Raw genomic sequence first — 25,194 nt, forward strand, 5'->3', positions numbered from 1 at the left:
CATGAGCAGCACCGCACTCGCACAGACGGAGATTGTTGACCGCCGGATTCATCTGAATTTCGGCATTGCGAATGTCGGCGCTGTGCTGAAAGCGGCTGCATATAATCTGTGCGGAACTATCAAAGACCGGCTGACCGACCAGACCTTCGATTTCAGCCGGAAAGCCCCCGAACACTACGACCATTTTGCGCTATTTCCTGCGCACATTCAGCCGACCGAAAACCTGACTGACCCTGCGCAATTCTGGCGCAATGCAGAGGCCGCAGAGAAGCGGGCTGACGGGCAGGTGGCGAGGCAGGTGCTTCTATCTATTCCGCGAGGACTTCCGAGAGAGCATCACCGCGAATATCTGACCCACATTCTGTCCCCGCTCATTGAAGCCGGGATGGCCGCCCACGCCGACCTTCACGACCCCGGAGCGCGGGACGGAGGCGAGCAGTCGCATGCGCATATAATGCTGACTCTGCGCCGTATGAACGCGGACGGGTCTTTTGATAGCAAAAAAGCAAGGGATTGGAACGCTCTTTTCTTAGCTGGCAAGGGCCGAAAAATGCGCGCGCAGTTCGAGCAGCGCGGCAACCGCTGGCTTGCGGAAAACGGCTACAATATCCGCCTTCGCATCCGTTCAAATGAGGAACTAGACGGCCCCGACGCCCTGCCGCCAGAACCCCAGGTCAGCAGAGCGGAAATCGAGACAACGAAGCGCACACCGGGTAACCCATCTCCGGCAATAATTTCTCTCGAAAAACACCGCGAATTGCATCGGCGCGCAGTAGAATCACAGAGAGCCGTTCGCACGCTTTCTGCCGAGATTGTCAGTCTGGAAACCCAGCGTCAGGAACGCCAGCGGCCCCAACATCAACAACAGGGAGCGCACACGATGGCGAAGACACGAAACGGCTGGCCCGGCGGCACGGACGGCTATGCCGCACTACCGGACAATTTGAAAGCATCCGCGCAGAAATCATATGACCGCTGGCGGGCAAAGCAGATTGAAGAAGGCAAAGATGAGGCAAGCATTTTCAGCCTGCCTGATTACGTCGATTTCGTGCAGGGGCGCCGCCGCGAGGATATGGGCTGGCGCTTCGAACGTCCTGGCGAAAACGCAAACGCAGTCCGCAGCGACAGCGAACCCCCAGCGGCACCCGAAGCCGACATGCCGGACGATGACGGCTGGGACCGCGCAACCCGGTTCCGTGCCCGGCTGCTGGCTGGTCACTACAAGATTTCCGAAAGCAGCCTGACCCCGGCCCAGGTGGCCGCCATCAGCAACATTCGTCTAGACCGCAAGCGCGGCGTGGCGACCATCGAACTCAACAACGGCGACACATTCGAGGATTTCGGAGACCGCATCGTCAGCGCCCGCGACCCCAGCCCCGAGACCGCTTCGCAGCTTGCGGCGGCGGCCCAACGTCATGGCTGGTCGAATGTCCAGTTGACTGGCACCCCGGCGTATCGGGACGAGGTGGCGATTGCCCTGTCGCTGCTGGAACCGCCGGTCGGACACGATTGGGAACTGTCGGAAGCGGCGCAAAAACGGCTGGAAACTGCGCTTGCTGAGCGTCTGGCGGCGGTCGAGAACACGAATGCAATCCGTCCGGTTGAGACCATGACGAACGAGATTAGGCCGGTTGTTGCGCCGGTTGTCGAGGTTGCTGATGTTGCACCTGTGCCGGAATCGGTGGCCGAGCCTGCGCCGGTTGCGGAGGTCGAGCCTGCGCCAACGCCGGTTGAGCCTGCGCCGGAACCGGTGGCCGAGGAAATCGCGACTGATATGCCGGAACCAGCGCCCACCGCCCAGGTGGTCGAGCCTGTGCCGCCCGTTCGCACAGTGTTCGTCACAAGCCCGCGCGATGCCGGGCAGGATTACGATATGGCGGTCATGCGGACGCGACTTGCATCCGACGCACCGAAAATGGCCGCGCTGGACGACGAGGCGCTTGAAAACCGCCTGAAATCATCGTTCCCGCACTATAATCAGACCGGTGACACCGAAGCCGACGCCGCCGCCCGCATCTCTGCCGTCGCGGCATGGCGGGCAGCACAGCAAGCAAAGAAGGAAGCGAAAAATGCGAACGATGAGACGACTGCACAACGCAATGACACTCTCAATCCCGGCGCTGATGGCGCTGTCCATCGGCCTGCCGGTGTCCATGCATCCGGTCAAGGTGGCGCACATGCTGGCGCAGGAATGGGCGATGTTCGACCGCAGCGGTCTGCCCATGATGTTCGTGATGACGCTGGGGCTGGCGGCGCTGATGCACTTCGCCCGGCAGCGGCTGGACGCACGGGCAAACAGGTAATTCTGCGCAAATTGGCAGAAATCCAGCGAGAATACCGGGCAGCGACAGCCGGTGTCCCCGGCATCGACGACATGATTAAGTCGCAGGTCGAGGCGCTGGACGAGGAAATCCGGACGCGCAGGGAGAAGGGACAGCGGCTTGCCGACGACGCTTTTGCGGCGGACACGGCGGCTTTCGGGGACAGCACGAGATACCGCCCCATCAAGCGGTGGCTGGCCAGGAACGAGGCGAGGAAGGCGGGGGCCAAGGGGGCGGAAGAGCGGATTACGGCGGAAAATTTGGAAGCCGGGCGTCCCGAAATCATCGCGGAAGCGCGGCGGATGGCGTCGGAAGAACGCGGAAAACTACTCATTGCCGCGATGAACAAGACGCCGGGACTCAAGGAATCCGTGGAATCTGCTGTCGCCATCACGGGGGCGTTGCAAGCGCGGGATGAGGCAACGGCACTGGCCCTTGAGACAGGGGACTTTGCGGCGGTCACGGCGGCGGCGCAGGAGTGGCGGCAGGCGCAGCATCAGGCAGGCGAACTCGCGCGGAAAATCGAAGCGATTGACCAGAATATTGAGTCCGCGAAAAATGATGCAGCCGTCGCAAGGGAGAAGTGGAACGAGGCAGCAGGTGATGCGGGCCGGCTCAGGAGCCCGCTTGACGGTGCATTCGCGCCGTTCGAGCGCCGCAGACTCATCAAGGCTGAAAAAGAAGCCAGCAAAGTCGAGGGGGCGGCGAGAAGGGCGGCAAGCGAACTGGCGCAGAACCGGGAACAGGCCGTTGCCGACGCAAAGGCCGAAGCCCCGACAGTCATGACGCGCGAGCGGAGGGAGGCCGCATTCCGGGCTGAAATCCTGCGCGCAGAACGGCAGCGGGAAGAAGACCGGAAGCGCAAGGCGGCACTTGAGGCCCAGCAGGGACAGGACAGACCGGCTCACGCGCCGGATTGACGCGCCGGGCCACGGTCAGCAACTAAGCAAAGGTCGGGAAATCGTCGTGGTTCCCGGCCTTTTCTGTATGTTCCGGTTCCGACGCCGCCGCTTCCATCATCGCCGCCAACAAAGCCGCCCGGCCTCGCAGCAGGTCGAACGCCGGGCCAACGCTGATTTTCACTATCCGTCCATCGTCCCGCACGACTGGTGCCAGCGCAGCGAACAGGGCTTCATCCGCCGCCGCAGAACCTTCAACCTCACGCAGCACCCCGGGCATCGCGGCCAGCCGTGCCGCTGCCGCCCGGACATCAGGGCGCTCATCAAATTTAGCAGTTTTCCGCGCCCGGCGGCGATTCATGGTTTCGACGCTGGCGAACTCGGAACGCATCAGCTTATCGCGCCCGGTCGCACGCCAGACCCGCAAATCGTGCCGTGCCGCAGCGATGGCCTTGACCTTCGCTTTGCTTGTCTTGGTCCATCGAAACCAGCCATCTGGAAGGGCCTTCGCCCGGCGGACAGCTTCCTTCAGTTCCGCCGTCCGGGCTGCTTCCTTCATTTCCATCGCATCGAAATCGACTTCTGTGCGGACCGGACGCTTTGCCAACAGCGATTTGTCGGCACTCTCTATCTCGCGCAGGTCAGCGGCAAGCCGACGCATCAGCCGACGCCAGAACGCGGCATCATTCAGATATTGCAGCCGCACACTGTCCGAAATCTCTTTGCCCATGGCAGAAAACTCCCGGTTTTCCGCCAATTATCGCACATGAGACAGTAAGAAAGCCCGTTTTGCGGATGGCGACCGACATGGAGAAAACATGGAGGAAGAATTAACAATGTTCCATTTTGTGGAGTGGTCAGCCGGGTGCGTCGAGGGTCGGGCTTCATGAATTCATGAACGCAGTCATAAATTGCGTCATGTAACTCATAAATCATCATGCCAGATTTCATAAATTATATTGCATGGCGGTAACCATCTATTCTTCACACGTCTTTCTGTGTGTTTGACCGTTCGGATGGGTCGTACTAGCCTGTTCTTATCGCAACCAAGGAGGACGGGCGATGACTGAGGAAGAGATTTGTTTCGTTGCGGACGGCAGCGCGACTTTTTACGCGGAAATTCGGGTTCTGAGACCGGAACCAAAGGTGTTCTCCGGCTTCGAGCTTTGGTTTAACGAGATGCCGCGCGGCCCGCTGCATCGCGAGATTGAAGAGAGGGCGGCGGCCGGAGCGGACGAGGCCGAGCTTGCGCGCTGGCTTGAAAAGCGATTGAACGACGAAAAGCTTGTCGTTTGCATCACCTTCGAGCGCGACAAGTATGCGCCAGAGGACGGAGTGGCGGTCTTTGCCGACATTGCGAGAATCGATGGGATGATTCCGGAACTAGCTGACGCCTGATGAGGATGCCGGGGCGCTATGCCCTGGCCTTCCTTTCTGCCCGTCGCCGTCGCAGTTCAGCGGCCTGGGCGGCGGGCGTCGGGTTATAATATGTTTCGTGCAGGACACGCAGGGTTTTGTGTCCAGTTAGTTTCGCCAGCTCCATCGCTCCCTGATGGTCCTGCGCCAAATCTGTAATCGCGATATGACGCAAGTCATGGAAAGTGATAGCCCGCTTCATCCCGCTTTTCATTGCGCGCTTCACAGCAGCAGCAAAGGCGTTGCTCAACATGCTTTCGGTGAATCCGCCGTCTTCCCCCATTTTTTCAGGGTCGCCGAACAGCCAGTCACCGGGCACCACGGACATGGCTTTCATAGCCGCCACCAGGACCGCTTCGGCTTCAACGGTCAGGGGCACGTCGCGCGGACGAATCGTGCCGCCTCTGGTGTTTTTCGTTTCGGGCAGGTGGATGTGTGTTTTGTGTATGTGGTGCCGCTGAACGCGACGAATTTCACCGGCTCGCATCGCGGTTTCCATCGCAATCAGCACACAGTGAATGAGGTATTCCGGTCCTTCACGGCACGCGGTCAGCATTGCCGCCGCATCGCCAGCCGATAGCGTGACGTGCCGGGGTGGACGGGGCGGGGGTAAGCTGACAAGGCGGCAGGGATTTGGAATGTCGAGATGGAGTTGCGTCCGGGCTTTCGAGAATGCGGACGAAAGGACTGCGACGGCATTGCGGACGGTGGAGGGGGCGGACCCGGTCTTGACGCGCGCATCAATCCAGCCCTGAATTTGCTCCGGCATGATGGATGCCATCGGATATGACTGCCAGTCGGTCAGTCCACGCCAAATCCGCAGCCTGGACGCCTCTTTGTGCCCGCCTTTCTTCCGTGGCATGACGTTCTTCTCGTAGTGGTCAAGGCCATCTGCGAATGTGAATGCCTTGAGTCGCTGACTGTCTTCCCAGGTTCCGCCCTTGATGCGCTCAGCGGCCTTTACACGGGCGGCGATGGCATCTTCGAGTGTTTCTTCAGTCCCGTTCGCGTAGATACCGCGAATTCGGACGCGCCATTGCCACTGTCTGGGGCCACGATATGCGATGCCGGGCGGGAGAGATTTTGTCGTTTTCTGTGCCATTTTCTGTGCCAATCAGACAGCCGATAACTGGCCAGCGTTGGCACAAATTGGCACAAAAAATAAGAGGTATTTTCCCAGGGCCACTTTGGCCTACCATCGTAAACTCGCAGGAAACTGCCGTTTTTTTGATGGTGGAAGGGGTTGGATTCGAACCAACGTAGGCGCACGCCAGCGGATTTACAGTCCGCCCCCTTTAGCCACTCGGGCACCCTTCCGTGTTGGAAAGGGTGGTTAAGGCCATTCGGCCGGCATGTCAACGCCCTGTTGTCATGCCCTGTCGCCATGGCGTGACGCGGGCGGTGGTTCGGCCTATATCGGGCCATGCGCAGCCGCCCTCCGCGTCGTCCGGACGCCCGTCCCGCCAGCCGCCCGCCTGCCCGGGCGGAGAATCCCGCCGCCAGCATGCCCGCCGACCGTCCGGCGCGGCCCAGGGGCGGCGCGCCGCGCGTCGGCACGCCGCCGCGCGGGACCTACTGGCTTTATGGCCTGCATCCGGCGCTGGCGGCCCTGGGCAACCCGGAACGCCGGATCCGGCAGATCCTGGCGACCGAGGAGGGCGAGGCCGCGTTGCGGGCGCGCCTGACCGCCCCGTTGCCGATGCAGCCCCAGCGGACCGACCGCACGCGGCTGGAGGCCCTGTGCGGCCGCGATGCCGTGCATCAGGGGATTGCCGTCCTGACCGATGCGCTGCCCTCGCTGGCGATCGAGGACGTGACCGGGCGCCCCGGGCCGGTGCTGGTGCTGGACCAGGTGACCGATCCGCGCAATGTCGGCGCGATCCTGCGCTCGGCCGCCGCGTTCGGCGCCGCCGCCGTGGTGGTGATGGAGCGCAACGCCCCGGACGAAACCGGCGCGCTGGCCAAGGCCGCGTCGGGCGCGCTGGAAATCGTGCCGCTGCTGCGGGTGGTCAATCTGGCCCGCACGCTGGAGACGCTGAAAACCCTGGGCTTCTGGGTCGTCGGGCTGGATGCGGGGGGCGGCGTCCTGAACGGCGCGGCCTTCGGACAGCGGCGGGTGGCGCTGGTCCTGGGGGCCGAGGGGGACGGGCTGCGCCGGCTGACCCGCGAACATTGCGACGAGATCGCGGGCCTGGCGATGCCGGGCGAGATGGAAAGCCTGAACGTCTCGAACGCCGCCGCCGTGGCCCTGTATGAACTGATCCGCGCGCCGTGACAGGGACGCCCACGCATGTCGAGGAGCACGCCATGCCATCGCTGACCGGCAGTTGCCTGTGCGGCGCCGTCACCTATCGCATCGACGGCGCGCCGCTGGATTTCGTGCTGTGCCATTGCACGCGCTGCCGCAAGACCACCGGCGCCGCCTTCGCCGCCAACCTGATCGCCCGCCCCGACGACCTGACCTGGACCGCCGGGCAGCGCGACGTCGCGCGCTGGGACCTGCCCACCGCCCGCAGCTTCGCCACCGCGACCTGCCGCATCTGCGGCACCCCGGTCCCCCACGCGACGCGCAACGGGCAATTGATGATCGTCCCGGCCGGCACGCTGAACGGCGAGCCGCCCCTGGCGCCCCGCCGGCAGATCTTCACCGGATCGAAAGCCGGGTGGTGCATCGCTGTGCCCGGCCTGCCGGCGGAGCCGTAGCTGCCACGGAGCGAGGAACGAACGGATGTTCAGCCACATCACCATCGGCGTCAGCGACGTCGGCCGCGCGGCCTTGTTCTATGACGCCTTCCTGGCGCCCCTAGTGTCCCGATTCCGAAATTCGCAAGCGAATTTCGGAATCGAAAAGACACTAGAATCAATATTTTAGTGGCCTGCTGATCCGAGAAATTCTCATAAGAATTTCTCGGGCAGGACACTAGGCATCACCCGCGTGTGGACGGCCGAGGACGGCACCTTCGCCTGCTGGCGCAAGGGGCATGACGGCCCGGCGCTTTTCGTCTGCCGGCCCTTCGACGACCGGCCGGCCGCGCCGGGCAACGGCTGGATGTGTGCGCTGAACGCCGAGAGCCGCGACGCAGTTCACGCCGCCTGGGACGCCGCGATGGCGTTCGGCGGCACCGACGAGGGTGCGCCCGGGCCGCGCCCGCACTACGGGCCGACCTATTTCGGCGCCTATGTCCGCGATCCGGACGGCAACAAGCTGTATGTCGTCTGCCGCGCCCCGTAGGGCGTCTTCAGTGGTTTGTCTTGCCCTGGGTCATCCTGCCTTGAGTGACCTGTTCGAACCCGTAGCCCAGGGCGAGCAGCAGCGCCTCGGACCAGGCGGGCCCGATGAAGGACAGGCCGACCGGCAGGCCGCGCACCCGCCCCATTGGCACGCTGAGATGCGGATAGCCCGCCACCGCCGCCAGCGATCCGGCCCCCGTGCCGTCGCCGGGCCGGTCGCCCAGCACCGGGTCGGTCAGCCAGGCCGGCCCGGTGGTCGGCGCCACCAGCGCGTCCAGCCGGTCATGCGCCAGCATCGCATCGATCCCCTGCGCCCCGGCCAGGCGGTGCGCGGTCTGCCGCGCGGCCTGATAGACGGGGTCGGCCAGGCTGGGCGCCTGCGCCGCCTTTTCCAGCAGATCCTGCCCGAACCACGGCATTTCGCGGTCGGCATGCGCGCGGTCGAAGGCGATCAGCGCCGGCAGGTCGCGCACCGTCACCGCCGGCGGCGTCCGCGCCAGATAGGCGTTCAGCCCCACGCGGAATTCCGTCAGCATCGCCGCCATCTCGACCGCGTCGATCGGCTTGCTGTCGAAGGCCGGGATGTCCACCAGCACCGCCCCGCCGGCGCGCAGCCGCGCCAGCGCCGCGTCGAACAGGGCGCGCACGTCCGGATTGTCGCCCTGGGCGAAGCGCATGACGCCGATCCGCCGGCCGGCCAGCGCCCCGGGCCGCAGCCCGGCCAGGTAGTCCGTCCGATGCCGGTCCGCCGGCAGGGTGGCGGGATCGTCCGGATCGGTCCCCGCCATGACGCCCAGCAGCAGCGCCGCGTCGCGCACGTCGCGCGTCATCGGGCCCGCCGTGTCCTGGCTCGCGGAAATCGGCACGATGCGGCTGCGCGACACCAGCCCGACCGTCGGTTTCAGCCCGACGATGCCGTTGACCGAGGCCGGACAGGTGATCGAACCGTCGGTTTCGGTGCCGATCGCCGCCGCCGCCAGCCCCGCCGCCACCGCCACCCCGCTGCCCGCGCTGGAGCCGCAGGCCGTGCGCGCCAGGTCGTAGGGGTTGCGCGTCAGGCCGCCCACCGCGCTCCATCCGCTGCTGGAATGGGCGGAGCGGAAATTGGCCCATTCCGACAGGTTGGTCTTGCCCAGCACGATCGCCCCGGCGGCGCGCAGCCGCGCCACGACCGGCGCGTCGCGATGGCTGACATTGCCTGCCAGGGCCAGCGAGCCCGCCGTGGTGGGCAGGTTCTCGCGCGTTTCGATATTGTCCTTGACCAGGATCGGCAGGCCGTAGAGCGGCCCGCGCACCCCGCGCGTCCGCGCCAGGGCGGCGGCCTGGGCCGGGGCGTCGGGATTGACCGCCAGCACGGCGTGCAGCCCGCCCCGCCCGCCATCCAGCCGCGCGATCCGGCCGCGATAATCCCGCACCAGCGCCTCGGGCGACAGCCGCCCGGCGCGCATCGCCGCCACCAGCGCCGAGGCGCTGCCGGATGCCGAAGGCACGGCGGGGGCGGGTCCGTGCGCCAGGGCCGGCCCGGCCGCCGCCAGCATCAGCAGCCCCCCGACCAGCCCGTATCCTGCCCCGCCTTTGCCCGTCCGCCCGGCCAATGTCGCCTCCATTCCCGTTTTCACCACAGACTGTTACGGCCCCGGCCCGATCTGGCAAGAGGGCGGATCTGGCAAGGAGCGGGCCGGCCAATCGACGGGCTGATAAAAAAGCCTGGGTCCGCGGGGCGGAACCCAGGCTTGACGCGATGCCGGCGGAGCCGGTTCGGGTCAGTGCGCCGTCATGGTGGCAGGCGTCATGGCGGCCGGCGCCATTGCGGCGGTTCCGACCTTGGGCGCCGCCGATCCGGCCAGGTCGTCGTACGGCGTTTCGTCCCGCACGCCGGCGATGCCGCCGGCCGGGGCGGGATGGCGCAACCCGTCATATTGCAGGATCGAGAAGCTCATGGTCTGGTCGGGCGTCGGCAGCAGCCTGTCGTTCCAGCCGCCGCCCAGCGCGCGGATCAGCCCCACCTGCGCCTGGAAATAGCGCGTGGCGACCTGCACCTGCGAGATCTGGGCGTCCAGCGCCGCTTCCTGCGCGATGATCGCGTCCAGGTAGGGCGACAGCCCGCCCTTGTACAGGGTCATGGTCATGTTCTGCATGTCCAGCGCCGCCGAGACCGCCGCCTTCAACCGATCGGTCTCGGCCCAGAGGCGGCTGGTGCGCGACAGCCCGTCCTCGACCTCGCGGAATGCCGACAGCACCGTGGCGCGGTAATGATCGCGCATCTCGCGGTAGCCGGCCCAGGAGGACTGCAACGCGGCCCGGCGCAGCCCGCCCTCGAAGATCGGCATCGAGGCCGAGGCCCCGTAGGACCACATGCTGTTCGCCAGGTTGGCCAGGTCGAACCCGTTGGCGTCGAACCCGCCATTCGCGCTGAGCGCGATATGCGGATAGAACGCCGCGCGCGCCACGCCGATCATCCGGTTGGCCTGCGCCATCTCGCGCTCGGACGACGCGATGTCGGGCCGGCGCTGCAGCAGGTCGGACGGCACGCCGGTCGGAATCGCCGCCCGGGCGAAATCCAGCCGGTCGGACGGGGCGATATGGAAGCCGGACGGCGCGCTGTTGGTCAGCACGGCGATCGCGTGCTCGGTCACCTCGCGCTGGGCCAGGATATCCAGCTCGGCCGCCTGGGTGACGTAGAGCCGGTTCTGCGCGCGCGCCAGATCCAGCCGCGGCGCCGCCTGGTTGGCGAGCTGGGTCTGGGTGACCGACACCGCCTTCTGGTAATAGGCGATGGATTTGCGATAGATCGCGTCCTGCGCGTCATAGCCGCGCAGCGCGATATAGTCGCTGGCCAGTTCGGCCTGCAGGCTGAGGCGCGCCGAGGCGTAATCGGCCGCCTTCTGCTGCGCCGAATATTTCGCCACCCGGACCTGGTTGCGGATTTCCGACCAGAAATCGGGCTCCCACGAGGCCAGGCCGCCATAGAATTCGTCGGTCTGGGTCAGCGCGCCCTTGTAGCGGAACAACCGGTCGGCCGACTGCTTGTTGTCCGACGCGCCGAAGGCCAGGCCGAAATGCGGCAGCAGGTCGGCACGCGCCTGCATGACCATGGCGCGCGCCTGCACGAAGCGCTCGGCGGCCGCCTGCAGGTCGGCATTCGCGGCGGTCGCCTTGTCCTCCAGCGCGTCCAGTTGCGGATCATGCAGCAGAGTCCACCATTTTGCGGGGATCTGCGTATCCGCCGGCGTCGCGGTGGCGAACACGCCCTGGCCATGCCACGATGCCGGCACGATGAAGGTCGGCGGGTGATAGGCCGGGGCCAGGTCGCAGGCGGACAGCGCCGCCAGCGACAGCACGGTGCCCCCGGACAGGGCGGTCCGGCGCAGGGAGGGGACGATCGAACGGACGATCATTCGCCGATTTCCTCCGGCTGGTCATAGCCTTTCGCCGGCGTGACCAGATGCACCTTCTGCCCTTCCAGCAGGTCGGCGGGCGGATTGTTGATGATCCGGTCGGTCGGCGCGATCCCGTCCGTCACCTCGGTCGAGGCGTCGGCCATGCGGCCGACCTGGATATTGTGGAAATGCACCCGGCTGTCGCCGTCCACCGTCGCGACCTGCATCCCGGGCTCCTGGAACACCAGAGTCGCGGTCGGGATCTCATACACGCCCGGGGTCGCCGGCGCCGTCAGCTTGACGGATGCGAACGTGCCCGGCCAGAGCGTATGGTCGTCATTGTCGATGGTGAATTCGGTCACCGCCGTGCGCGTGTTCGGGTCATAGCCGCGAGCGATCGTCAGGAACTGCGCCTTGAACACCCGGTTGGGGAATTGCGGCACGGTCACGTCCGCCGTCATGCCCGGCTTGAGCATGTACGAGAACACTTCCGGCACCGAGACGAACAGGCGCACCTTGTGCATGTCCGCCACGGTGAAGAGCTGGCTGGCATCGCCATCGGTGCCATGCTCGCCCGAGCCGCTGCTGACATAGTCGCCGACATTGATGGTACGCGCCGTCACCACGCCGTCGAACGGCGCGACGATGGTCTTGAACCGTTCCAGGGCCTCGAAGCGGGCAACGTTATGTTCCGCCGCCTCCATGTCCGCCTGGCTGGATTTGCGGTTCGCGTCGGCCACCGACACCGACTGCCCCGACACGGCCTGCGACTTGGCCATGGCATGCCAGCGGTCGGCGCTGACCACCGCCAGGTTGTATTTGGCCTGCGCCGCCGCCAGGTCGGCCTTGGCCTGGGCATATTGCGCGTCCAGGCTGGGCGCGTTGATTTCGGCCAGGACGTCGCCGGCCTTCACCGTGGCGCCGTAATCCTTGTACCACATCTTCACGTAGCCCGACGCCTGGGGATAGATCGGCGCCTGGTACCAGGCGTCGATCGTGCCCGGCAGGGTCAGGGTCAGCGTTTTCGGGCCGGGCTTGGGCTGGACCACCGCCACGTCGGGCACCGCGTTTTCCAGCGTCGCGGCCCGCAGGACGCCGACCGCATGCATGCGCGTGACGACCTGATACCCCACGCACAGGGCCAGCACGCAGGCACCCCCCGCGAGAAGAACTTTGCTTGAAGCCATCAGACCGACTCCTTCCGGCGAGACGCGCGATTGTAAATGATTGCGTAAACACAAGGGACGAACAGAAGGGTGGAGATGGTGGCCACGATCAGGCCGCCGATCACCGCCTTGCCCAGCGGCGCGTTCTGCGAATTGCTGATCGACATCGGGACCATGCCCACGATCATCGCCGACGCTGTCATCAGCACCGGCCGGATACGGCCGAAGCCCGCTTCCAGCGCCGCCTTCAGCGCGTCGCCGTGGATTTCCAGCCGTTCACGGGCATAGGACACGACCAGGATCGAGTTGGCGGTCGCCGTGCCCATGCACATGATGGCCCCCGTCAGCGCCGGCACCGACAGGTGCGTATGCGTCAGGAACAGGCTCCACGAGATGCCCGCCAGCGCGCCCGGCAGCGCGGTGATGATGATGAACGGGTCCAGCCAGGACTGGAAGTTGACGACGATCAGCAGATAGATCAGCAGGATCGAAATCACGAGCCCGCCGATCAACTGGCTGTAGGCGCTGCGCATCGTCGTCGCCTGGCCTTCGATATCCACCGCCGCGCCGCGCGGCACGTCGTGCGCGGTCTGCGCGACGACCTTGTTCACGCCGGACAGGACCGAGCCCAGGTCGGTGCCTTCGGCCGACACATAGATGTCGAAGGCGGGCATCGAGTTGTAGTGCGACACCTCGCCCGGCGTGCCGATGGCGCCCACCGAACTCATGGCCCCCAGCAATTGCAGGTTCTTGCCGCTGGGATCGCCGTCGCCCTTGTCGACCGGAATGGTCAGCAGGTCGTTGAAGTGCGTCAACTGGTCCTGCGAGACGTAGGTGTTCAACTGGAAGGTCACGCCCGTCTCGGGGTCGAACCAATATTGCGGATCGACGGTCGAGCTGCCCGACAGGGTCATCAGCTCGTTATCCGCCAGGTCGCCCGCGGTGACCCCGCCCATGGCCTGGCCGAAGCTGCGGTCGCCCTGCACGAACAGGGTCGGCGTTTCCATCGTCTGCTGCAGCGCCACGTCGGTGGCGCCCGGCACGGCGCGCAGCTTGTTCACCAGTTCGAGCGCGTATTTATAGCTGGCGCGCAGGTCGGGGCCCGCGATCTTGACGTCGATCGGCGAGGGCGATCCGAAATTCAGGATCTTCGCCGTCAGGTCGGCGGGCTGGAAGGTGAAGATCGTGCCCGGGAAGCTGGCCGAGAGGCCCTTGCGCAGCACGGCGCGATAATCCCACACCGGCGATTCCGGGTCCTTCAGCGTGATCGTCAGGTCGCAATCCTGCGTGCCGACGGTCGGCGTCGGGATGAAGGCCTGGTTGTGCGGGCCTTCGGGCAGGCCGCAATTGCTGACCACGTCATCGACCTTGCCCGGCAGCAATTCCTTGGTCCGGTCGCTGACCAGCGCCGCGATGCGGGCGGCCACCTCGATCCGGGTGCCCAGCGGCGCGCGGAAATGCATCTGCAACTGATCGGACATGATTTCGGGGAAGAAATCGCGCCCCGCCACCGTGAACAGCACCAGCGAGAGCACGGACGCCCCCAGGAAGACGAAGACGAACCGGCCACGGATCGCGATCGCCCATTGCAGGAAGCGGCCGTACCCCTCGCGGAAGGCGTTGAAGCGCCGTTCGAATCCGCGCTGGAACCGGGTGAACACGTTGCCGCCCCGTGGGCCACCCTGCGGTTCCGCCGCGTGGTCGACATGGCCGTGCGGCCCATGCACCTGACCGGCCAGCAGGAACTTCGCCATGGTCGGCACCAGGGTGCGCGACAGGATGAAGGACGCGATCATGGCGAAGATGATCGCCTCGGCCATCGGCATGAACAGCCAGCCCGCGACCCCGCCCAGTTCGAACAAGGGCAGCCAGACGATGCAGATGCAGGTGGTGGAAACAAAGGTCGGGATGACGATCTGGTTGGCCGCGTCGATGATCGCGACCTCCAGTTCCTTGCCCATCTCCAGATGGGTGTCGATGTTCTCGATCATCACGGTGGCGTCGTCGACCAGGATGCCGACCGCCAGCGCCAGGCCGCCCAGCGTCATGACGTTGATGGTCTGGCCCGCCCAGTTCAGCCCGATGATCGAGCACAGGATCGCCAGCGGGATCGAGGTGGCGATGATGATCGTCGAGCGCCACGAGCCGAGGAACAGCAGCACCACCAGGCCGGTCAGGAACGCCGCCGTGATCATTTCACGCAGCACGTCCTTGATCGAATCCTTCACGAAGCCCGAGGCGTCGCTGAGCACGCTGATATGCACCGAGGCCGGCAGCACCGCGCGCAGGCGCGGCAGCAGCGCCTTTACCCCCGAGACGACGTCGAGCGTCGAGGCGTCGCCGCTTTTCATCACCACCATGATGACGGCCTGGCGCCCCTGGACCAGCACGACGTTGGTCTGCGGATGCCCGCCGCGATAGACCTCGCCCAGATCATGCACGTAGACGACCGAGTTGCCGACGCGCTTGACCGGGATGTTGCCCAGTTCCTCCATCGTGCGCGGGGTGGCGTTGGTCTGCACCATCCAGTCCGTGGCGCCGATCTTCTGGTCGCCGGCGGGACGCACCGCGTTCTGCTTGTCGAAGACGTTCTGCACGTCCATCGCCGAGAGATGGTGCGCCATCAACTGCTTCTGGTTCAGCGCCACCATCACGAAATTGTCCATGCCGCCATAGGGATGCGGCACGATCGCGCCCGGCACGGTCACCAGCAGGGTCCGCACGCGGATATGCGCCAGCTTGAACAGGTCCGAGGGCGTCAGCTTGTCCGAGGTCAGCTTCAGCGAGATGACCGGCACCGAGGACGCTTCCAGCTTCATGATCATCGGCGCCGGGATATGTTCCGGCAACTGCTGGAGCACGGTCTGCGAGATCGCGGTCACGTCGGCCTCGGCCGAGCCGATGTCGGTGCCGGGCTGGAAGAAGATCTTGACGATGCCGCGGCCATAGAAGGAATCGGCTTCCATGTGCTCGATTCCCTCGACCGTCGAGGTCACGCCCTGCTCGTAGTTATAGATGATGCGGCCGGCGAATTCCTCGGGCAGCATGCCGCCATAGGTCCAGACCACCGCGATGGCGGGGATCCTGATGTTGGGGAAAACGTCGGTCGGCGTCTTGAAGATGGACAAGACACCGAACATCACGATCAGGATCGACAGGACGACGAACGTGTACGGCCGTCGCAGGGCCGTCACTACTATTGCATTCATAAGCGGCCTTTTCCCTGTTCAGGACTTTCTGGCGCGGGGGCGGGGCGGGGCGTCGGTGCCGCGCCTGGCGGACGGACCGTACAGGTCAGGCGCTGTTGCGATATGACGCGGTCATCGAAGACTCCCTGTGGCGGCTCGTGCGCGCAACGGCACGCGATCTCATCACACACGATATAGCGAGGAGTATGTCAAACTATGTATGAAAAGACGTTCATCTGTTTAAAACAATTTTCATTAATGGAATTTCGGGACGATCATTCCGGAAATATCCGCAATCTTACCGATTATTGCGCGACAAATTATTGCGTATCGTAACAAGTACAGGAATAAAATCGATAAGCAACCCATAATGATGCCGTCACTGTACCGAATATTACATCATGGCGGCCCGGACGGCGCGCGGAAATAGCGACGCCCCCGCCTGATTAAGGGCGAGGGCGCACGATACGGTCCTGAATTGTGTTTGGAGCGGGGATCGATCCGTCCCCGGGACCCTGCGTTCAGCGGCGGCGCAACTGGCCGACGTCGCGCACCGCGCCGCGCGCGGCGCTGGTGGTCAGGGCGGCATAGGCCTGCAATGCGGTGGACACCACCCGGTCGCGCCGCGGCTGCCAGGCGGCGTCGCCCTTTTCCTCCATCCGCCGGCGGCGCGCCGCCAGTTCGGATTCGGGCACCGTGGTGCGCAGCACGCGGTTGGGGATGTCGATCTCGACGATGTCGCCGTCTTCCAGCAGGCCGATCGCCCCGCCCTCGGCGGCCTCGGGCGAGATATGGCCGATCGACAGGCCCGCGCTGCCGCCCGAGAACCGTCCGTCGGTGATCAGCGCGCACTGCTCCGCCAGCCCCTTCGATTTCAGGTAGCTGGTCGGATAGAGCATTTCCTGCATGCCCGGACCGCCCTTCGGCCCCTCATAGCGGATGACGACGACGTCGCCCGCGACGATCCGGCCGCCCAGGATCGCGGACACCGCCGCGTCCTGGCTTTCGAAGATCCGCGCCGGGCCGGAGAAGCGCAGCAGCCCCGCCGCCACGCCCGCCGTCTTCACGATCGCGCCGTCCTCGGCGATGTTGCCGTACAGCACCGCCAGCCCGCCATCCCGGCTGAAGGCGTGCGCCCCGTCGCGGATCGCCCCCTGGGCGCGGTCCAGGTCCAGGTCGTGATACCGGCTGGCCTGCGAGAAGGCCTGGGTGGTGCGCACCCCGCCCGGCGCGGCGCGGAACAGCGTGCGCGCGGCCCCGGGCGCGTCGGGGGCCGACACGTTCCAGTTTTCCAGCGCCTGGGCCAGCGAGGGGGCATGGACCATCGGCACCTCGCGGTGCAGCAGGCCCAGCCGGTCCAGTTCGCCCATGATGGCGAAGATGCCGCCGGCGCGATGCACGTCTTCCATATGCACGTCGGCCTTGGACGGCGCGACCTTGCACAGATGCGGCACCCGGCGGGAGAGGCGGTCGATGTCGGCCATGGTGAAGGGCACCGCGCCCTCATGCGCGGCGGCCAGCAGGTGCAGCACGGTGTTGGTCGACCCGCCCATGGCGATATCGACCGACATGGCGTTCTCGAATGCCTGCATGGTCGCAATCCCGCGCGGCAGGGCGGTGGGGTCGTCGTGCTCGTACCATTGGCGGGCCAGGCCGACGATCCGCCGCCCGGCCGCGAGGAACAGGTCGCGGCGGTCGGCATGGGTGGCCAGCAGGCTGCCATTGCCCGGCAGCGCCAGGCCCAGCGCCTCGGTCAGGCAGTTCATCGAATTGGCGGTGAACATGCCCGAGCACGATCCGCAGGTCGGGCAGGCCGACCGCTCGATCGTCTCGGCCTCGGCGTCGCTGACGCGCGGATCGGCGGCCGAGACCATGGAGGTGATCAGGTCCACCCGGCGGTCGATGCCGTCCTGGCTGATCCGCCCCGCCTCCATCGGGCCGCCGGACACGAAGATGGCCGGGATGTTCAGCCGCATCGCGGCCATCAGCATGCCCGGCGTGATCTTGTCGCAATTGCTGATGCATACCAGCGCGTCGGCGCAATGCGCGTTGACCATGTATTCCACGGCATCGGCGATCAGCTCGCGCGACGGCAGGCTGTACAGCATGCCGCCATGGCCCATGGCGATCCCGTCATCCACCGCGATGGTATTGAATTCGCGCGCAATTCCCCCGGCCTCGGCCACCGCGCCGGCCACGAGCTGGCCCAGATCCTTCAGATGGACATGTCCCGGCACGAACTGGGTGAAGGAATTGGCGACCGCGATGATCGGCTTGCCGAAATCGGCATCCTGCATGCCGGTGGCGCGCCACAGGCTGCGGGCCCCGGCCATGTTGCGGCCATGCGTCGTCGTGCGGGAACGATAGGCGGGCATGTTTCTGCCTTTCGGATCATCAGGCGGGTCGTTGCCGGGCGGATACAGGACCGCCCCCCGGAAATCCACCTTTATATGGCATATATGGCATGGCCATATGGGACGGAACACCGCCCACGGCGCATCGGCGCCCATCCGGTCATTCCCAGCCGCCGCCCATCGCCTTGTACAGCGCGACCGCGTCCAGCAGGACCTGGAGGCGGGCCCGCACATCGTCCTGCCGCGCCGCCGCCAGCGCCGCCACGCCGTCCTGCACCGCCAGCGCGTCGCCGATTCCGTCGCGATAGCGCACCCGCGCCAGGTCCAGCCGCCCGGCCGCCACCCCGACGGCGGCCGCATCGCGGGCCTGGGTGTCGCGGTCGGTGCGCAGCGCCGCCAACTCGTCCTCGACCTGCTGCAGGGCCGTCAGCACCGCCTGGCGGTAGGCCAGCGCGGCCTCGCGCTGCCGGGCCCGCGCCAGCGCCACGCCCGCGCGCAGCCGGCCGCCGGAAAACAGCGGCAGCGAGATTGCCGGCCCGAACTGGTAGAACGTGTTGGCCCATTGCGCCAGGTCGGGCAGGGTCAGGCTGCGCTGCCCCACCTGGCCCGACAGGGTGATGTCGGGATAAAGCTGCGCCACCGCCACCCCGGTCTCGGCGGTGGCCGCATGCAGGCTGGCCTCGGCCTGGCGGATGTCGGGGCGGCGGCGGGTGATGGCGGCCGGCAGCGCGATCGCCACCCGGTCCGGCAGCGCGGGCAGCGGCGCCGGGGCCGCCAATGCCGCCTGCAGCGCCGCCGCCAGCGTGCCCGGCGCCTGGCCGGTCAGGACGGCCAGGCGGTTCGTCGCCTGGGCGACCTGCTGATCCAGTTGGGGGGTTTGCGCCTGCGCCTGCAGCAGGGCGGCGCGCGCCTGGTCCAGCTCGGTGTCGTCGGCCAGGCCCTGGGCGCGGCGGATGCGCGTCAGGTCCAGCGCCCGGGCCCGGGCGGTCGCCAGGATGGCGGCCTGCGCGCGCAGCGCCTGCCCGGCGCGCACTTGCAGATAGGCGCGCGCCACGTCGCCCTGCAGGGTCAGCAGCGCGTCCCGGCTTGCTTCGAGCTGGGCCTGCAACTGGGCATGGGCCTGTTCGACCGCCCGGCGGACCCGGCCGAACAGATCCAGTTCCCACGATGCGTCGAACCCGACCTGATACAGGTCCAGCCCCTGGGCCAGGCCGCCGATTCCGCCCGCGAATCCCGGCTGCCCCGCCGCCCCCGGCTGTCCGCTGCCCAGCGCCGTGAACAGCCCCGCCTCGCCCAGGCGCTCGCGGGTATAGAGGGCGGAGCCGGTCAGGGACGGCAGGCCGGCGGCACGCTGCGCCTGTTCCTGGGCGCGCGCCTGGGCGATGCGCGCGATGGTCTGCAGGAAGGCCGGATTGCCCGCCGTTGCACGGGCGACCAGCCCGTCCAGCACCGGATCGCCGAAGCGCCGCCACCAGGCCGGGTCGGCGGCCCGGGCCGCCGCCGCATCGCTTCCCGCCGGATCATGCCACGCGGCGGGTACATCCGGCGCGGGCGCATGATAGGCTGGGCCGACCGTGCAGCCCCCGGCCAGTCCCGCGGCGGCCAGCACCCCCAGCACCAGCATCCCCGGCACCAGCACCCCCGGCATCGGCCGCGCCGCCCGGTGCCTGGAGGCGGGCGGTTTCAATCGAGCGTCTCGCGATAGAAGCGCACGGCCACCAACACGGTGATCGCGGTGAAGAGCAGGATCGGCCACAGATCGGGCAGGATGTCGGTCATGCCGTTGCCCTTGAGCAGCACGCCGCGCATGATGCGCACGGCATGGGTGGTCGGCATCAGCTCGCCGGCATAGCGCGCCCAGCGCGGCATGCCCTGGAAGGGAAACACGAAGCCCGACAGCAGCATGAAGGGCAGCATGGTGAACTGCGCCATCTGCTGCGCCTGCATCTGGTTGGCCGCGAGCGTGGAATAGGTGATGCCCAGCGCGAGGTTGCTGGCGATGAACACGCCCAGCACCCCGAACAGGATCGGCAGCGACCCCCGGACCGGCAGGTGCAGCAGCATGACCGCGATCAGCAGGATGATCACCACCTGCAGATAGCCGATGCCGATATAGGGCGCGATCTTCGCCAGCATGACCTCGACCGGGCGCACCGGCATGGCCAGCAGGTTCTCCATCGTGCCGCGTTCGCGTTCACGGGTGATCGCAAGCGTGGTCAGCATCAGCGTGGACATCATCAGCACCACGCAGATCAGTCCCGGCACCACGTTCAGCACCGTCAACTGCTCGGGGTTGTAGCGGGTATGGACCAGGAAGCGGAAAGGCGGCGCCTGCGTCTGTGCCTGTATCGGCGCCCGCGCCCGGCGCGGGGGCGGCAGGTCGCGCGCCAGCACGTCGCCCAGGCCCGCCAGCGCGGCGGTGGCATAGCCGATCGCCGTCGGATCGGTGCCGTCCACGTCGATCAGGATGGCGGGCGATTCCCCGCGATCCACCGCCCGGTCGAAGCCGGGCGGCACCTGCACGACGAACAGCAGCCGCCCCTGGGCGATGTCCGCCTCGGCCTCGGACTCGGTGCCGATCGTGCGGATGCGGTAATAGCCGGTATTGCGCAGGGCGGTGACGATGGTGCGCTCGTACTGCGAGGGCTGGGCCATCAGCACGCCGGTCGGCAGGTCGTGCGGATTGGTGTTGATCGCATAGCCGAAAATCAGCAATTGCATGACCGGCAGCGCAATGATCAGCCGCAGGGTCATCGGGTCGCGCCGCACCTGCAACCATTCCTTGCGCAGCAGCGCGCCCAGGCGGCGGAACGACAGGTGGGTCATCGCGGTGCCTCCGCGCCGCCGTCGCGGGATTCCCGCGCCAGCAGATGGATGAACACGTCGTCCAGCCGGGGCGGGACCTCGTGCCAGGTCAGGCCCGCGCCCCGGGCGCGGATCGCCGCCTCGAGCGCCGCGCGGTCCATCCCCGCGACATGCAGCACGCGGCCGAACATCGTCGCGGCCTCGACCCCCGGGGCGGCGCGCAGCAGCGGCACCGCCGCCTCGACCGTGGGGCCGGTGGCGTCATAGGTGGTCAGCCCGACATCGCGGATCAGGTCCTCGGCGCTGCCCTGGACCACGATCCGCCCGCCGGCCAGGTAGACGACGCGCGCGCAGCGTTCGGCCTCGTCCATGTAATGGGTCGATACCAGAACCGTCAGGCCGCCGCCGGCCATGTCATGGATCAGGTCCCAGAATTCGCGCCGCGCCCGCGCATCGACCCCGGCCGTGGGTTCGTCCAGCAGCAGCAGCGCCGGACGGTGCAGCACGCAGGCCGTCAGCGCCAGGCGCTGCTTCCACCCGCCCGACAGATGCCCGGCCAACTGGTCGGCGCGGGCGCGCAGATCCATGCGGCCGATGATCGCGCCTACCGCCTCGCGCGGCTGGTCCATTTCGTACAATCCCGCCACAAGCTCGAGATTTTCCCGGACCGTCAGATCCTCGTACAGGCTGAAGCGCTGGGTCATGTAGCCGACCTGCCGCCGGATGCTTTGCGATTCGCGCAGGATGTCCAGCCCCAGGCAGGTGCCGCTGCCGCCGTCGGGCGCCAGCAGCCCGCACAAGATGCGGATGGTCGTGGTCTTGCCGCTGCCGTTGGCGCCCAGGAAGCCGCAGATCTCGCCCCGCGCCACTTGCAGGCTCAGCCCGTCCACCACACGCATGCCGCCGAAATTCTTGCGGATATCGCGTACGTCGATGACGTACTCGGCCTGTTTTTCGACCTGCCGTTCCGCCGTGCCGCTCATGGTACCGCCCTGGTTACTGCCCTGGGTGCCCCCTTGCCCGGCCGGGCGTCCGGCAGGCCCACAGTCACCGGCTGGCCGGGATTGAATTGGCGCGCCTGGCCGGGGCGCGGCCGCGCCTGCAGCAGATAGACCAGCTTGGCGCGGCTCTGGTCGCTATAGATCAGCGGCGGGGTGTATTCGGCCTGCGGCGCGATGAAATCGATCACGCCGCGCAGCCCGGCCGGGCAGCCGTCGCATGACAACGTCACCGTATCGCCGTAATGCAGGTGCGACACCGCCGGCTCGGGCACGAAGAAGCGGATATAGATATTTTCCGGCGGCAACAGCGAAATCACCGGGGCCCCGCTCTCCACGACCTCGCCCGGCCAGGCCAGGATGTCGGCGATGATGCCGGCGGCGGGTGCCGCGACATGCCGCTGGTCCAGCCGCCATTGCAGCGCGGCCAGCGCGGCGCGCGCCGCCGCCGCGTTCGCCGCCTGGGCGCGGATCTGCTGGTCGCGGCCGGTGGGGGCCAGGGCCTGGTCCAGCGCGGCGCGCATTCCCGCGACCCGCGCCTGGGCCGAGAGATAGGCCGCGCGCGCCGCATCGCGGGCCTGCAGGGTCGCGGCCCCCGCCGGCGCCGCGACGTTCAGCCGGCGCAGATCGGCGGCGGCGCGATCCGCTATCGCCCGGGCGTCGGCCAGGTTGGCCCGGGCCTGGAGGATTTCGGTCTCGCGCGCCGCATTCTGCAGATTGGCCAGTTGGCGGCTGCTTTCCTCGAACTGTCGGGCGGCCTGGTCGCGGGCCGCGCGTTCGGCCACGTCGTCCTGGTCGAACAGAGGCTGCCCGGCCGCGACATGCGCGCCCCGCGCGACATGCAGCGCGGTCAGCATGCCGGCCTGCGTCGGGGCGATCCGTACGAAATCCGCATCGGCATAACCCTGCCACGACAAGGGTTGTGGGGAACGCGACAGCCACCACCACGCGCCGCCCCCCGACGCCAGCACCAGCACCATCGCCAGCGCGGCGGCGAAGCGGCGGAATCCCACGCGCGTCACCCGTTCGGCACTCCCCCCGCTGGGCCATCCGCCCCGTCATCGCTACCGTGATCGCCACCCGTCATCGCTAACGGCGCCACGCGGCGACCGGACCCGGCCTCATGAGAATGTTATCGGTCTTTCGCGCGTTTTTCCCGCTTCGGGGTGCTGCATGCGGCAGCCCGGCATACGACATCAGGCGATGCTCCCCCGCCGTGCGGGCAGCAGCGCGGCGACCCGGGCACGATATTTCGGGATCATGATATTTTGGGCATGACAGGATGCACGCGCCGATGACGAACCATGCCGCATCCGTTCCGACCCATGGCCGCCCCGACGGCGTCGCCATCGCGCCCGCGCTGATCGAGGCGCTGCGCCATTATGGACGCCCCCTGCCCGGGCCGGAACAGGCCGGGGAATTCGGTGCCGCCTTCGATCGGTTCGGCCATGCGCGGGTCGTTCTGCTGGGCGAATCCACCCATGGTACCGCCGAATTCTATCGCGCGCGGGCCGCCATTACCCGCCGGCTGATCGAACGGCACGGCTTTACCATCGTGGCGGTCGAGGCCGATTGGCCCGACGGCGCGCGCATCGACGATTATGTGCGCCACCATGCGCCGCGGCCCTGGCGCGGCCCGGCCTTCGCGCGGTTTCCGCGCTGGATGTGGCGCAATACCGACATCGCGTCCTTCGTCCACTGGTTGCACCAGCATAACGCCGAGCAGCCCGATGACAGGCGCGTTTCGTTCCATGGTCTGGATATCTACAGCCTTGGCGAGTCCGTCCATGCGGTACTGACCTATCTGGACCGGATGGACCCCGAGGCCGCGAAGGCCGCCCGCGCGCGCTATGCGCGGCTGACCCCCTGGCAGGACGATCCGGCGCGCTACGGCAACGCGGTGATGCGCCACGGCCATGACAGCAGCGAGGACGCGGTGGTGGCGCAGTTGCGCGAATTGCTGGCGCGGCGGCTGCATGACGTGCGGCTGGACGGCGCGGCCTGGTTCGACGCGGTGCAGAATGCGCGCATCGTCCGCGCGGCCGAGCAATATTACCGCATCATGTATCGCGCGGGGGCGGAAAGCTGGAATTTGCGCGACCGGCACATGTTCGGCACCATCCAGGCGCTGCTGGCGCATCGGGGCGAGGAAGCCAAGGCGGTGATCTGGGCGCATAATTCCCATGTCGGCCATGCCGCCGCCACCGCCATGGGCTGGGAAGGCCAGTTCAATATCGGCGAACTCTGCCGGATGGCCCATGGGGACGAGGCCGCGCTGATCGGCTTCAGCACCGATCGCGGCACCGTCGCCGCCGCCCATCACTGGGATGCCGAGATGGAGGTCATGACCGTCCGGCCGGCCCGCGCCGACAGTTACGAACATGCCTTTCTGCATGCCGGCCTGCCGCGCGCGCTGTTCGACTGGCGCGATGACCGCCATCTGCGCGACCTGCTGCGCGGCCCGCTGCGCGAGCGGGCGATCGGCGTGATCTACCGGCCCGACAGCGAACTGCACAGCCATTATTTCGAGGCGATGCTGGCCGACCAGTTCGATGCCTGGGTCTGGATCGAGAAGACCAAAGCCGTCACCCCGCTGGACCATGCCCTGCCGGTTGCCGGGCAGAACGGCGCGCCGCATCCCGGCCACCCGAGCGGCCTGGACGAAACCTGGCCGTTTGGCCTGTGAGGGAGCGCCCGATGACGCACGGCCCGTGGGAGGAGGCGGATCGCGACATGGCCTGGATCTATCAGGATCGTGCGGAAGCCGGGCGGGACCTGGCCGAACGCCTGCGCCCCCTGGCGCGGCCCCGGCCGCTGGTGCTGGCGCTGCCGCGCGGCGGCGTGCCGGTGGGCGCGGAGATCGCCCGCGCGCTGGAGGCCGACCTGGACCTGCTGTTCGTGCGCAAGATCGGCGCCCCCGGCCAGGAGGAATACGGCATCGGCGCGGTGGTCGACGGCGTGCGCCCCCATGTGGTGGTCGACTGGCCGCGCGCCCGCGCGGCGGGGGCCGACGCGGCCTATGTCGATGCGATCGTGGCCGAGCAATTGCGCGAGATCGCGCGCCAGCGCCGGGAATATCTGCGCGGCCGTCCACCGCTGCCGGCCGGCGGACGGGTGGTGATCGTGGTGGATGACGGCATCGCCACCGGCGCCAGCATGAAGGCGGCGCTGGAGGCCGTGCGCCAGGGAACGCTGGGGGGCCGCCCCGCCCGCCTGGTCCTGGCCGTTCCCGTCGCCCCGCCCGACAGCCTGGCCGAGCTGACCCCGGAATGCGACCAGATCGTCTGCCCCCACCGGCCGGACCTGTTCATGGCCGTGGGCGCGCATTACCGCGTCTTCGACCAGGTGGACGACGATGCGGTGCGCGACGCGCTGGACCAGGCGGGCCGGCGGAATGCCGGCGCCGGGCGGGCCGGGCCCGCTTGATCGGCTGGCC

General features: G+C 67.3%; 18 protein-coding genes and 1 tRNA gene. 7 read left to right on the forward strand and 12 right to left on the reverse strand.

The genetic code is table 11. From position 1 onward, the window contains the following. Position 1 precedes the first annotated feature (1 nt). A complete protein-coding gene (locus tag AAC691_RS10355) occupies positions 2 to 3,241 on the forward strand; it encodes a MobA/MobL family protein (protein WP_342629992.1) in 3,240 nt (1,079 codons plus the stop codon). 22 nt (positions 3,242 to 3,263) lie between these two features. On the opposite strand, the gene AAC691_RS10360 is transcribed toward AAC691_RS10355, so the two are convergent. After that, complete coding sequence (locus tag AAC691_RS10360; RefSeq protein ID WP_342629993.1) at positions 3,264 to 3,950, reverse strand: hypothetical protein; 687 nt, start codon at positions 3,948 to 3,950, stop codon at positions 3,264 to 3,266. 332 nt (positions 3,951 to 4,282) lie between these two features. Here AAC691_RS10360 and AAC691_RS10365 point away from each other — a divergent pair, with 332 nt between their 5' ends. After that, a complete protein-coding gene (locus AAC691_RS10365) occupies positions 4,283 to 4,618 on the forward strand; it encodes a hypothetical protein (RefSeq protein WP_342629994.1) in 336 nt (111 codons plus the stop codon). Positions 4,619 to 4,634: 16 nt separating this feature from the next. On the opposite strand, the gene AAC691_RS10370 is transcribed toward AAC691_RS10365, so the two are convergent. Next, positions 4,635 to 5,738 carry a tyrosine-type recombinase/integrase gene (locus AAC691_RS10370; RefSeq protein WP_342629995.1) on the reverse strand — a complete coding sequence of 368 codons (1,104 nt, stop codon included), beginning with the start codon at positions 5,736 to 5,738 and terminating at the stop codon, positions 4,635 to 4,637. Positions 5,739 to 5,867: 129 nt separating this feature from the next. After that, positions 5,868 to 5,953: transfer RNA gene (locus tag AAC691_RS10375), tRNA-Tyr, on the reverse strand. Positions 5,954 to 6,059: 106 nt separating this feature from the next. On the opposite strand from AAC691_RS10375, the gene rlmB reads away from it, so the two are divergent. The 3 genes from rlmB (at position 6,060) to AAC691_RS10390 (ending at position 7,868) form a co-directional block, all read left to right on the forward strand. Then, a complete protein-coding gene (gene rlmB / locus AAC691_RS10380) occupies positions 6,060 to 6,911 on the forward strand; it encodes a 23S rRNA (guanosine(2251)-2'-O)-methyltransferase RlmB (protein WP_408906080.1) in 852 nt (283 codons plus the stop codon). Then, on the forward strand, positions 6,908 to 7,339 hold the full coding sequence (locus AAC691_RS10385) for a GFA family protein (protein WP_317135313.1): 432 nt from the start codon (positions 6,908 to 6,910) through the stop codon (positions 7,337 to 7,339). The genes rlmB and AAC691_RS10385 overlap by 4 nt, the downstream gene beginning before the upstream one ends. Before the next feature lie 223 nt (positions 7,340 to 7,562). Beyond that, positions 7,563 to 7,868: a VOC family protein gene (locus tag AAC691_RS10390; RefSeq protein WP_342630189.1), complete on the forward strand. Its 306-nt coding sequence runs from the start codon at positions 7,563 to 7,565 to the stop codon at positions 7,866 to 7,868. A gap of 7 nt (positions 7,869 to 7,875) precedes the next feature. On the opposite strand, the gene AAC691_RS10395 is transcribed toward AAC691_RS10390, so the two are convergent. The 9 genes from AAC691_RS10395 to AAC691_RS10435 form a co-directional block, all read right to left on the reverse strand. Then, on the reverse strand, positions 7,876 to 9,474 hold the full coding sequence (locus AAC691_RS10395; RefSeq protein ID WP_342629996.1) for an amidase: 1,599 nt from the start codon (positions 9,472 to 9,474) through the stop codon (positions 7,876 to 7,878). Between the two features lie 156 nt (positions 9,475 to 9,630). Continuing rightward, positions 9,631 to 11,265 (reverse strand): efflux transporter outer membrane subunit, encoded by a 1,635-nt coding sequence (locus AAC691_RS10400; protein WP_342629997.1) that lies wholly within the window; start codon positions 11,263 to 11,265, stop codon positions 9,631 to 9,633. Beyond that, complete coding sequence (locus AAC691_RS10405) at positions 11,262 to 12,434, reverse strand: efflux RND transporter periplasmic adaptor subunit (protein WP_176639777.1); 1,173 nt, start codon at positions 12,432 to 12,434, stop codon at positions 11,262 to 11,264. Before AAC691_RS10405 ends, AAC691_RS10400 begins: the two co-directional genes overlap by 4 nt. Beyond that, positions 12,434 to 15,622, reverse strand: coding sequence for an efflux RND transporter permease subunit (locus AAC691_RS10410; RefSeq protein WP_342629998.1), 3,189 nt, complete (start codon positions 15,620 to 15,622; stop codon positions 12,434 to 12,436). Before AAC691_RS10410 ends, AAC691_RS10405 begins: the two co-directional genes overlap by 1 nt. 500 nt (positions 15,623 to 16,122) lie before the next feature. After that, positions 16,123 to 17,976, reverse strand: coding sequence for a dihydroxy-acid dehydratase (gene ilvD / locus AAC691_RS10415; protein ID WP_342629999.1), 1,854 nt, complete (start codon positions 17,974 to 17,976; stop codon positions 16,123 to 16,125). 139 nt (positions 17,977 to 18,115) lie between these two features. Further along, positions 18,116 to 19,642: an efflux transporter outer membrane subunit gene (locus AAC691_RS10420; RefSeq protein WP_342630000.1), complete on the reverse strand. Its 1,527-nt coding sequence runs from the start codon at positions 19,640 to 19,642 to the stop codon at positions 18,116 to 18,118. After that, on the reverse strand, positions 19,639 to 20,781 hold the full coding sequence (locus AAC691_RS10425; RefSeq protein ID WP_342630001.1) for an ABC transporter permease: 1,143 nt from the start codon (positions 20,779 to 20,781) through the stop codon (positions 19,639 to 19,641). Before AAC691_RS10425 ends, AAC691_RS10420 begins: the two co-directional genes overlap by 4 nt. Beyond that, entirely contained in the window at positions 20,778 to 21,743 is a 966-nt protein-coding gene (locus AAC691_RS10430; RefSeq protein WP_342630002.1) for an ABC transporter ATP-binding protein, read from the reverse strand. The genes AAC691_RS10425 and AAC691_RS10430 overlap by 4 nt, the downstream gene beginning before the upstream one ends. Further along, positions 21,740 to 22,780, reverse strand: a complete 1,041-nt coding sequence (locus tag AAC691_RS10435) for an HlyD family efflux transporter periplasmic adaptor subunit (protein ID WP_342630003.1) — start codon at positions 22,778 to 22,780, stop codon at positions 21,740 to 21,742. Before AAC691_RS10435 ends, AAC691_RS10430 begins: the two co-directional genes overlap by 4 nt. Positions 22,781 to 23,052: 272 nt before the next feature. Between AAC691_RS10435 and AAC691_RS10440 the strand changes: the two genes are divergently transcribed. After that, positions 23,053 to 24,444, forward strand: coding sequence for an erythromycin esterase family protein (locus tag AAC691_RS10440; protein WP_342630004.1), 1,392 nt, complete (start codon positions 23,053 to 23,055; stop codon positions 24,442 to 24,444). 11 nt (positions 24,445 to 24,455) lie between these two features. Continuing rightward, entirely contained in the window at positions 24,456 to 25,184 is a 729-nt protein-coding gene (locus tag AAC691_RS10445; protein WP_342630005.1) for a phosphoribosyltransferase family protein, read from the forward strand. The last annotated feature ends 10 nt before the right edge of the window (positions 25,185 to 25,194 follow it).

The organism is Nguyenibacter vanlangensis (assembly GCF_038719015.1).
In the GTDB taxonomy this organism is placed as follows: Bacteria; Pseudomonadota; Alphaproteobacteria; order Acetobacterales; family Acetobacteraceae; genus Gluconacetobacter; species Gluconacetobacter vanlangensis.

Coding starts and splice junctions, on each gene's coding strand:
- AAC691_RS10355 (WP_342629992.1), top strand. CDS start 2: ATGAGCAGCACCGCACTCGCACAGACGGAGATTGTTGACCGCCGGATT.
- AAC691_RS10360 (WP_342629993.1), bottom strand. CDS start 3,950: ATGGGCAAAGAGATTTCGGACAGTGTGCGGCTGCAATATCTGAATGAT.
- AAC691_RS10365 (WP_342629994.1), top strand. CDS start 4,283: ATGACTGAGGAAGAGATTTGTTTCGTTGCGGACGGCAGCGCGACTTTT.
- AAC691_RS10370 (WP_342629995.1), bottom strand. CDS start 5,738: ATGGCACAGAAAACGACAAAATCTCTCCCGCCCGGCATCGCATATCGT.
- rlmB (WP_408906080.1), top strand. CDS start 6,060: ATGCGCAGCCGCCCTCCGCGTCGTCCGGACGCCCGTCCCGCCAGCCGC.
- AAC691_RS10395 (WP_342629996.1), bottom strand. CDS start 9,474: ATGGAGGCGACATTGGCCGGGCGGACGGGCAAAGGCGGGGCAGGATAC.
- AAC691_RS10400 (WP_342629997.1), bottom strand. CDS start 11,265: ATGATCGTCCGTTCGATCGTCCCCTCCCTGCGCCGGACCGCCCTGTCC.
- AAC691_RS10405 (WP_176639777.1), bottom strand. CDS start 12,434: ATGGCTTCAAGCAAAGTTCTTCTCGCGGGGGGTGCCTGCGTGCTGGCC.
- AAC691_RS10410 (WP_342629998.1), bottom strand. CDS start 15,622: ATGAATGCAATAGTAGTGACGGCCCTGCGACGGCCGTACACGTTCGTC.
- ilvD (WP_342629999.1), bottom strand. CDS start 17,976: ATGCCCGCCTATCGTTCCCGCACGACGACGCATGGCCGCAACATGGCC.
- AAC691_RS10425 (WP_342630001.1), bottom strand. CDS start 20,781: ATGACCCACCTGTCGTTCCGCCGCCTGGGCGCGCTGCTGCGCAAGGAA.
- AAC691_RS10430 (WP_342630002.1), bottom strand. CDS start 21,743: ATGAGCGGCACGGCGGAACGGCAGGTCGAAAAACAGGCCGAGTACGTC.
- AAC691_RS10440 (WP_342630004.1), top strand. CDS start 23,053: ATGACGAACCATGCCGCATCCGTTCCGACCCATGGCCGCCCCGACGGC.
- AAC691_RS10445 (WP_342630005.1), top strand. CDS start 24,456: ATGACGCACGGCCCGTGGGAGGAGGCGGATCGCGACATGGCCTGGATC.